We start from the raw sequence: 14,873 nt of genomic DNA on the forward strand, positions 1-14,873 counted from the left end.
AGCGAGGAGGCTTGCTAGGAGTGGAAAACAAAGAGCGTTTTACCGATCGCGTGGAAACTTACGTGAAGTACAGGCCGAGCTATCCTGTGGCCGCCATCGATTATTTGTACGGGGAGGCGGGCCTGAGGCGCGATTCGCAGGTCGTCGACATCGGCGCGGGCACCGGGATCTTCTCCCGGCTGCTGCTTGCGCGGGGCACGCCGGTGACGGCCGTCGAGCCGAACCGGGCGATGCGCGAAGAAGCGGAGCGGGCGCTGGGCAGCTATCCGGGCTTTAAGGCAGTGAACGGCGCGGCGGAGCAAACGGGGCTGCCCGACGGCTCCGCGGATTTCATCGTATCCGCCCAGGCGTTCCACTGGTTCGACCAGGCGGCGGCAAAGCGTGAATTCAACAGGCTGCTGCGGCTGGGAGGGAAGGCGGCGCTGATCTGGAATACGAGGCTCACGAGCGGGACGCCGTTCCTTGAAGCGTACGAGGCGCTGCTTCTGCGTCTGGGCACCGATTATGCCACTGTGAATCATCGCAACATTACGCCCGAGCAGCTCGCGGCTTTTTTTCAGCCGGGTACGAAGCGCGAAGCGCGGTTTCCCAACCGCCAGGTGTTCGACTTCGACGGCTTGAGCGGGCGGCTGCGTTCCTCCTCGTATACCCCGGTGCCGGGTCACCCGGACTATGAGCCGATGATGCGCGAACTGCGCGATATCTTCGATCGTTATCAGCAGGACGGTTACTTATCCTTCGATTACGAGACGGAGATCTATACGGGCTCCGTATGAGCGATATCCGTCAGTCGAGGCTGACAGGCTTGTCTTCAAAGGTTCCTTCGCTTCGGTCGATTCCATGATTGAGCATCGCATAGAAGCTCTTGGCCGCTTCTCTTGGTCTTAGTTGGCGACGAAGTCCAGCCAAGAGACACTGTACAGCGTCCCTTTGCCACGGTTGGCGCTGAAGTACCGCCAAGTAGCTGTGCAGTGTCGCTTGGCCACGGTTGGCGCCGAGGGTCGCGTCAGGAGGCGCTGTACAGCGTCACTTGGCCAAGATTGGTCCGAGGACTTGTTATGAGGCGTTGTACAGCGTCCCTTGGTCAAGATTGGCGCCATGTTCCCGTCAAGTGACGCTGTGAAGTGTCTCTTTTACCCGGTTGGCGCCGAGTTCTCGTCATGTGACGCTGGCTAATGTCACTTGCCATGATTGGCGCCGAAATCCCGCCTTCGAACCGCGTCCCACAAACAATTTCATCTTTTTTTAAATTACCGCTTGCAATTCTCTTGGGGATTTGCTAATATAAAAAAGTCGCTTTTGGGGGAAAACATGAACGAAGACAACGACGATGTTCGCCCTCGGACTAACCATCATACGCGGAAATAGCTCAGTGGTAGAGCATCTCGTTGCCAACGAGAAGGTCGCGGGTTCGAATCCCGTTTTCCGCTCCATCATTTGCGCCCTTAGCTCAGCTGGATAGAGCGTCAGACTACGAATCTGAAGGCCGGGAGTTCGAATCTCTCAGGGCGCGCCACTTTAATCATACTGTCGGGACGTAGCTCAGCTTGGTAGAGCACCTGGTTTGGGACCAGGGGGTCGCATGTTCAAATCGTGTCGTCCCGACCATTTTTTACGCGGGTGTAGTTCAATGGTAGAACCTCAGCCTTCCAAGCTGATGGCGTGGGTTCGATTCCCATCACCCGCTCCAACATCCATTTGCAAGCACAGCCTTGCCGTCAAGGCTTTTTTATTTTGAGTACATATGCGGAAATAGCTCAGTGGTAGAGCATCTCGTTGCCAACGAGAAGGTCGCGGGTTCGAATCCCGTTTTCCGCTCCATAACGAACCTTACATCCGCCGAGAGCGGATTTTTTGTTTTTGGTGATTATCCCGCCAAGATCAAAAATGCGGCACTTGTGGACCTAGGATAACACCGTGCCCGTTCACGTCGCACAGTCTCGGTCAGGAACAAGAAAGCTCCGTCGCAATCTCGCCTGCCGCAAGAAGTCTCAACCGGGATCAGACGAGCTCGACCGCAATCTCGCCTGCCGCGAGAAGTCTCAACCGGGATCAGACGAACTCCGCAGCAACCTCGCCTACCGCGAGAAGTCTCAACCGGGATCAAACGAGCTCCGCAGCAACCTCGCCTGCCGCGAGAAGTCTCAACCGAGAACAGACCAGCTCCGCCGCAACCTCGCCTACCGCGAGAAGTCTCAACCGGGAACAGACGAACTCCGCCGCAATCTCGCCTGCCGCGAGAAGTCTCAACCGGGAACAGACGAACTCCGCCGCAATCTCGCCTGCCGCGAGAAGTCTCAACCGGGAACAGACGAACTCCGCCGCAACCTCGCCTGCCGCAAGAAGTCTCAACCGGGATCAGGCGAGCTCCGCCGCAACCTCGCCTACCGCGAGAAGTCTCAACCGGGAACAGACCAGCTCCGCCGCAACCTCGCCTACCGCGAGAAGTCTCAACCGGGATCAGACGAGCTCCGCCGCAACCTCGCCTGCCGCGAGAAGTCTCAACCGGGATCACACGAGCTCCGCCGCAACCTCGCCTACCGCGAGAAGTCTCAACCGGCAACAAATGATCTCCTTGCTGCTTGCTAAGCCGCCAGAGACAAAGCGCAGAAATCCGCGCAACGTCTCTATATGGCAAGGCGGCACGCTCAATAAAACCGCTCGATCGTGAAGTTCGGGAAATCCCCCGCGGAAAATGCCGTAGTTGTACTCAAGCGGCGTGTTGTCCGTCAAATAGGTGATCGTCTGCACCTCGAAGCAGGGCGAGCCTTCGGGGATGTTCAGCAGCTTCGCGGCCTGCTTGTCCGCTAGCACGGGCTTCAGCTTCTCTACGGAGCGGTGGATCTGCAGCTGGTAGCGGCTTTGAATGAGCGAGAACAAGGAGCCCTCGTCATGATTAAGCGCAAGACCCGGCGCCAGGCTCCAGGGAATGTACGAGGTCTCGTAAATCAAGGGTTCGTGGTCCGCGTACCGAAGGCGCACGAGCTTCGTCACCGGCGATTCCAGCGGAATGCCGAGCACGCCGGCAAGCGGGGAGTCGGCGGGCACGACGACCGCTTCGAGCACTTTGTTGCTCGGCTTCTTGCCCTGGGCGCTGATATCCTCGGAAAAGCTTCGGGTCGCGAGCAGCTGCAGCTCCTTGCGCTTGACGAACGTCCCGCTCCCCTGGATCCGCTCGAGGATGCCTTCGCGCTCCAGCTCCTGAAGGGCGTATCGTACGGTCGTGCGACTCACCTGATACTGATCGCACAGCTCCGATTCTGTTGGCAGTCGATCCCCCCACCTTATACTCCTCGGATTGAATTTGAAGCAGCAGCTTCTCCTTCAGCATCGCGTAAAGGGGATTATGTTGTTTCTTTGTCATTACAAATTACCTCCACTAAGTGCAACTGCCAGCATTCATCATTATAAATGTATTCGTCATTTTTGTGAATCGATTCCTTGATTCCGTGTATTTTCGCTATTTTTTCACGATTATTATTAAAAAAGACAACGTTTGCTTCGTTTAGCACTAGCCAATGCGCACAAAAATTTTTTAGATGATTGACAAAGGTAATAACAAATAATAACATGTACTTAATTCATTATTACCATTTAGGGGTGAGTGGGTACGGAAGGTACGAATTGACTGGCGGAGTAAAGGTTGGAAGCACATCCGATCATTGCTTGCTCGTCGCATGGCTAAGCTGCGGGCAGCGCGCGGAAGGATCGCGCAGGCGAACCGGCGCGTTTCGCACAAAGGAAAGCGTTTCCAAAAGAGATATTTCCAAAAAAGAGATGTTTCCAAAAAAAAGAGATGTTCCCAAACCATGCAGAAACCGCATCATCCGCAACGAACGAAAATCAGACAGGGAGGTCATCCGTTTTGCCAAACCAACATTCCTGGCCCAAGTGGGCCGCGCCGATCCTCTTATCCGCAGCGCTGCTGACCGCATGCGGCGTGACGCCGTCCGCCAAATCGGACGCCTCGCAGACCGCCGGTTCATCGGCATCGGCCGGAGGCAGCCAAGCGGAGATGGACTGGTCCAAGCTCGGCGACGGCTCGCAAAAGGGCAAGAAAATCACTGTGCTGATGGTCGACACCGACGGACGCGTCGCGCAAATGGCGAAAAAATTTACCGAAGAGACCGGCATCGAAGTAAACTTCATGGGCGTCGACTACAACTCGCTCTTCGGCAAGATCACGACGGCCTCGCTGTCCAGCTCCTCCGACATCGACGTCATCGAGATGGATACGATCTGGGGCGGCCAGTTTTACGAGGGCAAGATCGCGGCGGACCTGACGAACGTCATGCCGAAGGAGATCCTCTCGAACTATACGCAATCCTCGGTCGATTCGGTCATCTACAACGGCCACGTGCTCGCGATTCCTTATTACTCCAGCAGCAAGCATCTGTATTGGAACAAGAAGCTCCTCGCCGACGCGGGCTACGACGCCCCGCCGAAGACGTGGGACGAATTCCGCGAAATGTCCAAGAAGCTGACTAAGGGCGGCGTCTACGGCTCGGCCTGGTCCTGGAAGCAGGCGGAGTCGCTTAACATCGACTTCGACACGATCGTCGCGGCGTTCGGCGGCAAGCTGCTCGACGACCAGGGCAAGCTGCACGTCAACTCCGAGGAAGCCGTTCAGGCGCTCACGTATATGACGGACCTTATTCATGTCGACAAGACGGTCGACCCGTCGAGCCTCCAATGGACGGAGGACGACGTGAAGAACGCCTTCGCCGCGGGCAAGATCGCCATGATGATCAACTGGGAGGGCATGTACCCCGACCTGAACAACGCGGAGATGTCGCAAGTCGTCGGACAGACCGACGTCGGGCTGATCCCCGGACAGGGGGACATCAAGTCCACCGCCGTCTCCGGCTCCGAAGGCATCGGCATCATGCAGAGCAGCAAGAACAAGCAGGCCGCGCTGGAGTTCGTCAAGTGGATCGGAGAGAAGGGCTTCCAGCTCGACAACTTCAAGGAGATGGGCATCTATCCGTCGCTGAAGAGCCTGTACGAGGACCCCGACATGATCGCCGCGGATTCGACCCAGACGCTGGGCAAGATCGTCGAGCAATTCCAATACGGCTCCAATCGTCCGAACGCGCCCGGCTACGTCGAGTGGGCCGACATTCAGTCGAACGAGATCTACAGCGCGCTCGTGAAAAACAAGACGCCGCAGCAGGCGCTGGATGACGCGGCCGCCAAGATCGACCAAGCGATACAGCGCGCGGCCAAATAGCAAGGAGGAGCAAGAGTGGCTGAGCCGAACGCGGCACCCAAGAGAAAACGAGCGAAATACACGCCCGCCATGCGACACGACGCGCTGCTGGCCTACGTGCTGCTGGTGCCGACCCTTTACATTTTGTTCCGCATCTTTGTCGTGCCGATTTTCCAGTCCTCTGTATGGAGCCTTTACAAGTACAACCTGATGGACGGCTCGGATCCGAAGCCGGTTGGCCTCGGCAACTATGCCGACATCTTCAGGCTGCAAGACTTTTGGACGTCGATGGGGAACACCGTGTACTTCACGGTTTTCTCCGTCGCCGCCGAGCTTGCCATCGGTTTTTTCGCCGCGCTGCTGTTGAATCATGCGTTCAAGGGGCGGCTGCTTTTCAGAGGCATGATCATGATTCCGTGGGCGATGCTGACGCTCGTCAGCGGCCTGCTGTGGAACTGGATCTACCAGCCGGGCTATGGCGCGCTGACGGTCGTCCTGCACAATCTTCACCTGCTGCCGGAGTCGTCCAACCCGCTCTGGCTGTCGAGCTCGACGAAGGTCGTCACGTTCTCGGCGATCGCCGACATCTGGAAGATGACGCCGTTCATGACGCTGCTGCTGCTGGCGGGACTTCAGAGCATTCCGCATTCCTTGTACGAGGCGGCGGTCATCGACGGGGCGGGCTTCTGGAAAAAGCTTCGGCATGTCACCGTGCCGCAGCTGCTGCCTACGGCGATCGTCGCGGTCATCCTGCGCATCATCGGGGCGTACCGGGTGTACGACATTCTCACCGTATTCACGGGGGACGCCAAAACCTCGACCTCGTATCTCACCTACAACTATGCCTTTCGTTACTTCTATCTCGGCAAGGCGTCGGCGATGGCGTGGGTATCCACGCTGCTCATCCTGATCCTCGTCGTCGTCTACATGGTGCTGCTGAGGCGCAACCAAGATTCCCACCTTTAAGGAGCCGAGCATCGTATGGAATCGACCAATCGAAGCGCCGGCCTCCGGCGCTGGTTCACCAGGCCGCGCGACGGCGACCTGATGCCGCCGTTCTATCTGTGGCTCGGCATCGCCTTGCTAACGCTGTTCACGATGGGCCCCTTTGTCTATCTGCTGACCAGCTCGCTCAGCCTGACCCGCGATCTGCTGTCCGGCCACCTGCTGCCGCATGCGCCGACCTGGCTTAACTATCGGCATCTGCTGGCGGGTACGGTCGGCAGCGACTTCTTCCACGCGCTCCGCAACAGCTTCACCGTAAGCACGCTCACGACGGTGCTGACGATCGTCGTCGGCACGCTGGGCGGTTATGCGCTGGCCAGACTCAAGTTTCCGCTGCGCGTCACGCTGCTGTTCATCATCCTGGCGATGCAGCTGCTGCCGTCGATCAGCATCATCGTCCCGCTGTACGTGATGATGCGGGACGGCATCGACTTCAGCATCCCGTTTACCGGCATCGGCTGGCATACGCCGCCGCTGCTCGACACGAACGCGGCGCTCATCGCCGCCAATCTGTCCTTCTCCCTGCCGTATGCGGCCTGGCTGCTGTCGGGCTACCTGCAGGCCGTGTCCAGGGAGCTCGAGGAGGCGGCGTACATCGACGGCTGCGGCAAGCTCGGCACGATGGCGCGCATCCTCGTGCCGCTCGCGATGCCGGGCATCGCGGCGACCGCGATCTTCACGTTTCTCAACTGCTGGGACGAATTTATTTACGCCAACGCGTTCACCCAGACCGTCGCCTCGAAGACGCTGCCGATCGTCGTACGGGAATTCATCGGCAAGCACAGCATCGACTGGGGCCTTATGACCGCAGGAGGCGTCGTCGCCTCGCTGCCGCCGGTGCTCATCTCGCTCGTGCTCTACCGTTATATCGTGAGCGGCCTGTCCGCCGGCGGCGTCAAGGAATGATCCGGCGGCGGGCGGCGGTTGCGCGAAGCAAGCCGGCAAGATGAAGGTCAGCAAGACGAAGGTCAGCAAGACGAAGGTCAGCAAGACGAAGGAGCGTAAACGTATGACCAGACAACATTTGAAGGTGGCCGTCATCGGAGGCGGCTCCTCTTACACGCCTGAATTGATCGACGGCATCCTGCGGTACCACGACGAATTCCCGGTTCGGGAGCTCGTGCTGGCGGACATCGAAGCGGGCGCGGAGAAGCTCGCGATCGTCGCGGAGCTGGCTCGCCGCATGATCGCGCGCAGCGGCAAGGAGATCGCGCTGCGTACGACGCTGGACCGCCGGGAAGCGATCGCGGGCGCGGACTTCGTCACGACGCAGCTGCGCGTCGGCATGCTCGAGGCGAGATCGCTCGACGAGAAAATCCCGCTGTCGCACGGCCTGATCGGCCAGGAGACGACCGGGGCGGGCGGCTTCGCCAAGGCGCTGCGGACCGTGCCGGTCATTCTGGACATCTGCCGGGACATGGAGGAGCTGGCGCCGGACGCCTTCCTCGTCAACTTCACCAATCCCGCGGGACTTGTGACGGAGGCGGTGCTGAAGCATTCGCGCATCAAGACGGTCGGGCTGTGCAATCTGCCGATCGACACGAAGATGCAGATCGCGGCGCTGTACGGCGTGGAGCCGGAGCGGGTGTTCATCGAGATGGCGGGCATCAACCATCTGCACTGGACGACGCGCGTGCTGCTGGACGGCGAGGACGTCACGGCTTCGTTCCTGAAGACGCTCGCTTCGGGCAAAGGGCTGACGGTCAAGAACGTCCCCGATCTCGAATGGGACGCGGCGTTCATCGCCTCGCTCGGCGCGCTGCCGTGCTCGTACCATCGCTACTATTATATGAAGAACGAGATGCTGGCGGAGCTGGCGTCCGACTTTGAACGCACGGGCCGGACGCGCGCCGACGAGGTGAAGTCGGTCGAAGCCGAGCTGTTCGACATCTATCGTCGTCCCGAGGTGACGGAGAAGCCGAAGCAGCTGGAGAAAAGGGGCGGCGCCTACTACTCCGAGGCGGCGGTGCGGCTCATGAAGTCGATCTACGCGGACAAGGGCGACATACAGGTCGTCAACGTGCGAAACGGCGGCATCGTCTCCTGCCTGCCCGACGACGCCTCGATCGAGGTCAACTGCGTGATCAAGGCGGACGGCGCGCATCCGCTGCAGTTGGCGGCGCCGCTGTCCCCGCAAATCCGCGGCCTGCTGCAGCTCGTCAAGTCGTACGAGGAACTGACGATCGAGGCAGCCGTTCACGGGGACCGCCGCGCCGCGCTGCAGGCGCTCACGGTTCACCCGCTTGTCGGCGACGCCGCGCTGGCGAAGACGGTGCTCGCCGATATTCTGGAGGCGAACGCGGCGTACCTGCCGCAGTTCGCGACGTTGGTGCCGTGAGACCGGCGGTGAGCGGGGGCGACGCGTTTCATGCGGAGCAAGTCGCGGACGCGGCGAACAAGGCGAACCCGGAGCGCGCGGTGAAACCGGCGAATGCGGCGAAAGCGGACAACGCAGCGAGCGCGGCGGACACGGGCAACGCGGCCAACACGGTGAATGCGGCCTACGCGGTGAACCCGGCGGGCGCGGCGAAAGCGGGAGCCGAACGGATGGCGGGCGGCGTGCGTGTCGCGGTGCTGCCGTCCGCGGACGAGGCGGAACGGCATGTCGCGGCGCTGTTCGCGGCGCAGCTGCGCCGCAAGCCGGACAGCGTGCTCGGACTGGCGACCGGGGGGACCCCGGTCGGGGTGTACCGGGCGCTGGTTGCGGCGCATCGCGCGGGCGAAGCCGACTTCGGCAAGGCGCGGACCTTTAACCTGGACGAATATGCCGGCGTGCCGCCTTCGCATCCCCAGAGCTACGCGGCGTATATGAGGACGCATTTGTTCGACCACGTCAACCTGTCGCCGGACCGGACGCATCTGCCGGAAGGCGACGCAGACCGTGCCGAAGACGCGTGCAGGCTGTACGACGCGCTTTATCGCTACTATGGTCCCGCCGACCTGCAGCTGCTCGGCATCGGGGCGAACGGCCACATTGGCTTTAATGAGCCGGGCTTTGTTTCCGCGACGGGCGGCACGCAAGTCGTTCGGCTGGCCGAATCGACCCGTCGGGCCAACGCAAGGTTTTTCGGCGAAGGCGAGCAGGTGCCGGCATATGCGCTGACGATGAGCGCGGGGCGGATCCTGCAAGCCAGGTCCATCGTGCTGCTCGCCACGGGCGCGGCCAAGGCGGCGATCGTCGCCCGCGCCCTCGAAGGGCCGATCGGCACGGATTGTCCGGCGTCGCTGCTGCAGCTCCATCCGGACGCGACGGTCGTGCTTGATCTCGAGGCGGCCGGCGCGCTGGCGCCTGAGAGGGGCTGATCGGCCGGCGGCGCGGCGCCGGAGCGAGCGGGGGCAGGGAGCAGGGCAGAACGGGGTTCGGTGAAACAAACGCTAAAGATACCAAACGATCAACCGAGGAGGCTCACCAATGGGCAAAAGGTGGAAGCAAGGAGCAGTGTCGCTGCTGTCGGCGTCGGCGCTGATGGCGCTCGGGCAAGGCGCGTACGCGGCGACGTCCGCGGAGACGATCCCGGCCTGGGCATCGGCCGACATTCAGACCTGGCAGGCGCTCGGTCTGCTGAAAGGCGACCAGAACGGGCTCATCCGTCCGAACGGAGCCGTGACGCGGGCGGAGCTGGCCGCGATGCTGAATCGCATCTACGGCTATGAAGCCGGCAGCGCAGCGTCGTTCGCCGACGTGCCGGCGCAAGCCTGGTATGCGGCCGATATCGCGAAGGTCGCGGCGGCGGGCATTATGCAGGGCGATGCGGCAGGCAACGCGACGCCGCTGGCCGACGTGACCCGCGAGCAGGCGGCGGTCATGCTGGACAGGGCGCTGCACTTGGGCGCGGCTTCGTCGGCGGGTACGTTCGCCGACGAGGGTCAAATCGCGGCCTGGGCGAAGGATTCGGTGCATGCGCTGCAGGCAGCGGGCTACATAACGGGAACGCCTGCGGGCGAGTTCCAGCCCAAGAAAACCCTCACGCGCGCCGAGGCGGTCAAGATGCTGAACGGGGCGATGGGAACGCTGATCGCCGACGGCGCAGCGCACGACGGCGTGTCCGGCGGCAACCTGACCGTCAACAAGCCGGGGGGCCAAACTGTCGGGCTTGAACCTGACGGGCAGCCTGTATATCGCGCCTGGCGTCGGCGACGGCGAAGTGACGATCGAAGGCTCGGACGTCGGCGGTACGGTCTACGTACTCGGCGGCGGCGCGCATACGGTCGTGCTGAAGAATACGAAGGCGGCGCGCCTGGTCGTAGACAAGCCTTCGGGCGAGATTCGCGTCAAGCTCGAGGGCGACACGCGCATCGCGAACGTCGAGTTCGCATCCGGCGGCCAACTGGAGAACGGGTCTACGCAGCCGGTCGGCATCGTCGTCATCAAGGCGAAGCCGTCGGACACGGTCCAGTGGAAGGGCGACGCGACCGAGCTTACGTTTGTATCGGGCTTGTCGTTCGGGAGCGGTGCCGGGCATATCGCGAAGTTTACGGCGGACGCCGGCTTGAAGAACGCGAAGATCGAATTCGCAGCGGATTTGGCCGTGGACACGTTTACGGCCAACGGCCCCGTACAGGTGACGGGCGACGGGAAGATCGCGACGGCGGTCATCAACGCGGAAGGCGTCGAACTGTCCAAGGCGCCCGGCTTGCTGACGCTGAACGCGAAGAGCGCCAAGATCGCGGGCGAGACGAAAACGAGCGGCGGCGCGGCCGGAGGCACGGGAGGCAACGGCGGCGTTGTAGACCTGAGCACGAAGCTGTACAGCTACGCGGAAGCCGCCTCGCAATTGGGCAGCACGAAGGCCGAGCTTCAGGTCAAGCAGTATATCGCCTTCCTGCAGGATCCGAGCTACAAGCCGAGCGTCGCCAACGCGGCGACCGCGGTGCCGGATCTGACCAACGCGACGACTTTCGTCAATGCTTCCTTTGACGTCAAGCCTTCGATCTTCGCCTCGCTCCGGGGCGTCAACACTTCGGTGCTGGACGCGTCGCGTACGTGGCTATGGCTCGGAACGAACGACGGCGTAACGCGCGTCCGCCTGGCGGACAACGAGATGAAGTCCTACACGCTGGCAAGCAAGGATCTGAAGGACGACAAGGTGCTTCTTCTGATCTCCGACGGCGGAATGGGCGTCTATGCGATCACGGAGACCGGCGTATCCCACATCCAACAATAAGGAAGGTGCCCCATGGCGAACAAAAAACTCAGCAAATGGACGACCGGCGCGCTGACCGCGACGCTGGCCGCCGCGATCGCCGTTCCGTCGGCCAGCGCGAACGTCGCGCTGCCCGGCGCGCAGTTCACGCCGGTCCAGCTCCATGCAGCCGCGACCAAAAACGTCGTTTATTACAAAGCGGGCGACGCCTCCATCCCCGCGAATCTGGACTGGACGACCGCCACGGACATCCCGTTCTTGCCCGGCGCCGTGACCGGCGACGTCACCGCGGCGTTCAAGGACAAGGACAACGTCTACTGGATCGGCACCAAGACCGGCTTGCAGCGCGTGGACTTCACGGAATCCGACGCGCGCGACATCGTCCAGTACTTCGCGGGCCCGCGCTACCTGTACGGCGGTGACGACAACGTGCTGGCGCTGGCTTCCGACGGCGACGGCGGCGTATGGGCCAAGACGGCGAGCGGCGTCACGCATATCACGATGCCGAAGATGACGCTGCTTGCGCGCACCTCCGTCTACGAGAAGCTCGTCAAAGCCGTCAACGACCGCCGCGGCATGGCTTCGGGCGCCTCGTTCGCCTTCTCGGACGGCGCGAACTCGAGCGTGGACTACAGCTCCGCAACCGGAACGTTCACGGGCTCGCCCGCGACGAGCGACAACGACGGCTTGTGGACGACGATGTACGCGATGGGCGAGATCTTCCGCTACCGCACGCTGAAGGATGAAGCGGGAGCAAACCCGACGACGCAGCAGCAAGCGGATATCGCGGCCGCAAAAGCGGATGCGCTGCGCGCCTCCAAGGCGGTGCTGCTGCTGGACTACGTGTCCGGCCGCGGCAACGGATTCCCCGCCCGCTCCTATATGCTGACCAGCGAAGGGAGCGCCCAGACGACCGACGGCACGGATTACGGCTTCCAGAGCCAGAACGGCCTCTGGTTCCATACGATCGTCGGCGACAACGCCGTCAATCCGAACGCCATCGTCCCGAGCATGCAGCAGGCCGGCAAGACGCCGATCGGCTACGGTCTCGTGCGGGTGACCAAGGACGCCGAGAGCAAGAAGGGCGATACGCTGTTCCCTTCCGGCGGCTCGGACGTCATGAATTACAACGGCTTCGGCCTGAGCCAGGAGTCGATCGATGCGCTGAACGCGGCGCGTCCGGACGGACAGAAGCTCGGCATCGATATCAAAACCTCGGTCGCCAAAAATGTCTACCAGGTGCTGCCCGTGATCACCGCCAAGACGAACAACGCGAACGCGGCGGAGGACAAGACGACGACGGCTTCGAACAAGCCGCTTTTCCAGCTGACCGTGCCGGTTTACGAGAAGATCCCGAAGTTCTTCAATGACCTGTTCCCGGCCAGCGCCATCGGCAGCGACGGTTATATCGATCAGAATCAGATCGTCTACAAAGCCGACACCTCCTCGGATGAGGTCGACGGCCACTACGCGCTCTTTTTCACCGCCTATCAATACTTGTGCGACGACACGTCCGATCCCGAGCTCGCCGAGTTCAAGCGCCTGACCGCCGAGGCGACCGACCGGATGACGAACCTGATTCTGAAGGACGACCATTACTACATCGAGGACGCGACGGGCAAGTCGACCCAATGGTCGAGATGGCTGTCCAAATACTTCAACGACAGCTTGAACGTCATGGAAAAGCAGGCGCTCTGGACGCAGCGCATCGGCGTGGACGCGAACGGCGACGATGCATTGTCCTACGGCTACGAGGACGGACCGCTCAACGCGCTCGAGATCATGTCCATGCTGAAGACGGCGATCACGGTGACCGCGGAGGCGTACCCGCAGGATCAGGCCAAGTTCAAGGCGGCCTACGATCTCGTCTACGACGGCGATTACAGCAAGGAAGAGCCGTTCGTCAACGGCAAGGGCTATATCAACATGGCGCTGGACTATCAGGCGCGCAGGCTCGTGCGCCAGGCGAACAACGCCTACAACATTAACGGCAACAATCCCGTTACGTACGAGAAGCCCGGCTACACGGGAGACCGCGAAGACGACTCGAACATCAACGGGACGCTGCACGGCGATTGGACCCAGTACATCAACTACTCCGACGAGGAGCTCGGCTGGTTCCCGGTCTACGAATTGATTCTGCAAGAGACCGATCCGGTCCGCAAGGCGCAGATCGTCGCGGCTTACGACCAGTGGTACGCGAACGAGAAGCGCGAGGAAAATCCGTTCTATACGTTCCTTTATCAAATGGCGCATCCGGAGGATACGACCGTGGACCTGGCGTCGGCCGTCCGCTTCCTGTACCGCATGCCGCTGTACCGCATCGAGCTCGCCGCCCAGTACGACCGTCAGGACGTCCTCTACATCGAGCCCGGCGATCGCGACAAGCTCAAGCAGACGAACTACGCGCTCGCGCCGGACGAACGGAAGATCGTCAAGAACAACAGCAATCCGTTCGCACAGTTCGACGGGCCGTATACCGCGAATCCGAACTTCGATTACAATCACGGCAGCATGGATACGTCCGCGGTGTTCACCCTTCCCTACTGGATGGGCCGGTACTTCGGCATCATCAAGGAAGCGCAGTAAACTCGTCACGCTGCATGCATACGAAAAAACGTCCTTTCGGGGACGTTTTTTCGATCTGTCTGAAAAGTAGAATAAGGCCTCACCGGTCCGTTCGCTGCGCGTCAGTGCGCAAGCCAAAGGGCCGCAGGCGGCTTTTTCGGTGTGGGATGCTGCCCTTTTCAGTTTGCTTCAGTTGCAACCCAAGAGAGGCTTCATGGAGCGTTTGCCGAAGGATTCTCGGTTAGAAACGAACGAATACGCTTGCACTGTCGTCCCGCCGCCGAAGTCTCGGTTAGGAACAAACCGGTCCTCTTGCGCCATCGCGCGGCCGTTGAAGTCTCGGGTAGGAACGAACTCGTTTTTTTGTAATCGGATGTTCCAGGAAGAGATCAAGCGCGATTGTGCTCGATCTGGACACGAATAACCCGGGAGCTGGGAGCCGGGGGCCGGGGGCGATAAGTGTTGAAATGCAGTTAATCGGACCGATGATCGGGGCTGGGGAGGAAATAAGTGTTCAACCGCATTTAATTTGTTCATGGCCGGGTCCAAACGCTCGAAAGTGGGAATTTAATTGCGCTTCAACCCTTATTTGGCCCAATAATGTCGTGATCGAAGGAAATAAATGCGGTTCAACAGCTATTCTATATAGGCCGCGAGCGCGAGGACGCCAAGCCCCCAAGCCCGCCAAATCCGCCGAAGTCTGCCAAACTCGTCAAGCCCGCAGGCTTGGCGTTGTTCAAGGTTAAATATAGCGGCATATCGGCCGATTGGACCAGCCGAAGAGGACGTTTCTGCAAATCCGTATCCATTTTGCTGAAGCGTTAGAAGGACGCTAAGGAATTCTAATCCTTCGCGTATGCTGATCGCGCAAAGGCGTCATTCAAACGCACCTCTCTGGCGGGCGGGTGCGGAGGCGTTGGCGCGGCTGGTTGTGCGTTCAGGCGGTC

The 14,873-nt window shown here is 61.0% G+C and carries 11 protein-coding genes, 5 tRNA genes and 1 pseudogene; 14 read left to right on the forward strand and 3 right to left on the reverse strand.

What is annotated here, in order from left to right; all coding sequences use genetic code 11:
• Positions 1–20 precede the first annotated feature (20 nt).
• From OMP40_RS34410 to OMP40_RS34435, 6 genes are all read left to right on the forward strand, one after another.
• Positions 21–776 carry a class I SAM-dependent methyltransferase gene (locus OMP40_RS34410; protein ID WP_277538269.1) on the forward strand — a complete coding sequence of 252 codons (756 nt, stop codon included), beginning with the start codon at positions 21–23 and terminating at the stop codon, positions 774–776.
• A 582-nt stretch (positions 777–1,358) separates the two neighbouring features.
• Positions 1,359–1,433: transfer RNA gene (locus tag OMP40_RS34415), tRNA-Gly, on the forward strand.
• Between the two features lie 6 nt (positions 1,434–1,439).
• A tRNA-Arg gene (locus OMP40_RS34420) sits at positions 1,440–1,516 on the forward strand.
• A gap of 15 nt (positions 1,517–1,531) precedes the next feature.
• A tRNA-Pro gene (locus OMP40_RS34425) sits at positions 1,532–1,608 on the forward strand.
• An 8-nt stretch (positions 1,609–1,616) separates the two neighbouring features.
• Positions 1,617–1,690 (forward strand) — tRNA-Gly (locus OMP40_RS34430).
• Between the two features lie 56 nt (positions 1,691–1,746).
• Positions 1,747–1,821: transfer RNA gene (locus tag OMP40_RS34435), tRNA-Gly, on the forward strand.
• A 282-nt stretch (positions 1,822–2,103) separates the two neighbouring features.
• Here the strand turns inward: OMP40_RS34435 and OMP40_RS34440 are convergent.
• The 3 genes from OMP40_RS34440 to OMP40_RS34450 form a co-directional block, all read right to left on the reverse strand.
• Positions 2,104–2,352: a hypothetical protein gene (locus tag OMP40_RS34440; RefSeq protein ID WP_277538270.1), complete on the reverse strand. Its 249-nt coding sequence runs from the start codon at positions 2,350–2,352 to the stop codon at positions 2,104–2,106.
• 159 nt (positions 2,353–2,511) lie between these two features.
• The gene (locus tag OMP40_RS34445; protein ID WP_277539692.1) at positions 2,512–3,288 is read right to left on the reverse strand and encodes a GntR family transcriptional regulator; all 777 of its coding nucleotides are present in this window, start codon (positions 3,286–3,288) and stop codon (positions 2,512–2,514) included.
• A gap of 371 nt (positions 3,289–3,659) precedes the next feature.
• Complete coding sequence (locus OMP40_RS34450) at positions 3,660–3,872, reverse strand: hypothetical protein (RefSeq protein WP_277538271.1); 213 nt, start codon at positions 3,870–3,872, stop codon at positions 3,660–3,662.
• Between OMP40_RS34450 and OMP40_RS34455 the strand changes: the two genes are divergently transcribed.
• From OMP40_RS34455 to OMP40_RS34485, 8 genes and pseudogenes are all read left to right on the forward strand, one after another.
• Positions 3,866–5,230 carry an ABC transporter substrate-binding protein gene (locus tag OMP40_RS34455; protein ID WP_277538272.1) on the forward strand — a complete coding sequence of 455 codons (1,365 nt, stop codon included), beginning with the start codon at positions 3,866–3,868 and terminating at the stop codon, positions 5,228–5,230. The two genes, OMP40_RS34450 and OMP40_RS34455, sit on opposite strands and share 7 nt — an antisense overlap.
• Before the next feature lie 15 nt (positions 5,231–5,245).
• Positions 5,246–6,175, forward strand: coding sequence for a carbohydrate ABC transporter permease (locus OMP40_RS34460; RefSeq protein ID WP_277538273.1), 930 nt, complete (start codon positions 5,246–5,248; stop codon positions 6,173–6,175).
• A gap of 15 nt (positions 6,176–6,190) precedes the next feature.
• Positions 6,191–7,120 (forward strand): carbohydrate ABC transporter permease, encoded by a 930-nt coding sequence (locus tag OMP40_RS34465; protein WP_277538275.1) that lies wholly within the window; start codon positions 6,191–6,193, stop codon positions 7,118–7,120.
• 103 nt (positions 7,121–7,223) lie between these two features.
• Positions 7,224–8,552 carry a 6-phospho-beta-glucosidase gene (locus OMP40_RS34470; RefSeq protein WP_277539693.1) on the forward strand — a complete coding sequence of 443 codons (1,329 nt, stop codon included), beginning with the start codon at positions 7,224–7,226 and terminating at the stop codon, positions 8,550–8,552.
• 221 nt (positions 8,553–8,773) lie between these two features.
• Complete coding sequence (nagB, locus tag OMP40_RS34475; protein WP_420872127.1) at positions 8,774–9,517, forward strand: glucosamine-6-phosphate deaminase; 744 nt, start codon at positions 8,774–8,776, stop codon at positions 9,515–9,517.
• Positions 9,518–9,680: 163 nt separating this feature from the next.
• A pseudogene (locus OMP40_RS42725) lies at positions 9,681–10,184 on the forward strand (S-layer homology domain-containing protein); the annotation flags it as partial.
• 124 nt (positions 10,185–10,308) lie between these two features.
• Positions 10,309–11,379 (forward strand): hypothetical protein, encoded by a 1,071-nt coding sequence (locus OMP40_RS34480; RefSeq protein WP_277538277.1) that lies wholly within the window; start codon positions 10,309–10,311, stop codon positions 11,377–11,379.
• A 12-nt stretch (positions 11,380–11,391) separates the two neighbouring features.
• Positions 11,392–13,947, forward strand: a complete 2,556-nt coding sequence (locus OMP40_RS34485; RefSeq protein WP_277538278.1) for a hypothetical protein — start codon at positions 11,392–11,394, stop codon at positions 13,945–13,947.
• Positions 13,948–14,873: the final 926 nt, after the last annotated feature.

It is taken from the genome of Cohnella rhizosphaerae, assembly GCF_029525575.1.
GTDB classification, from domain to species: Bacteria; Bacillota; Bacilli; order Paenibacillales; family Paenibacillaceae; genus Cohnella; species Cohnella rhizosphaerae.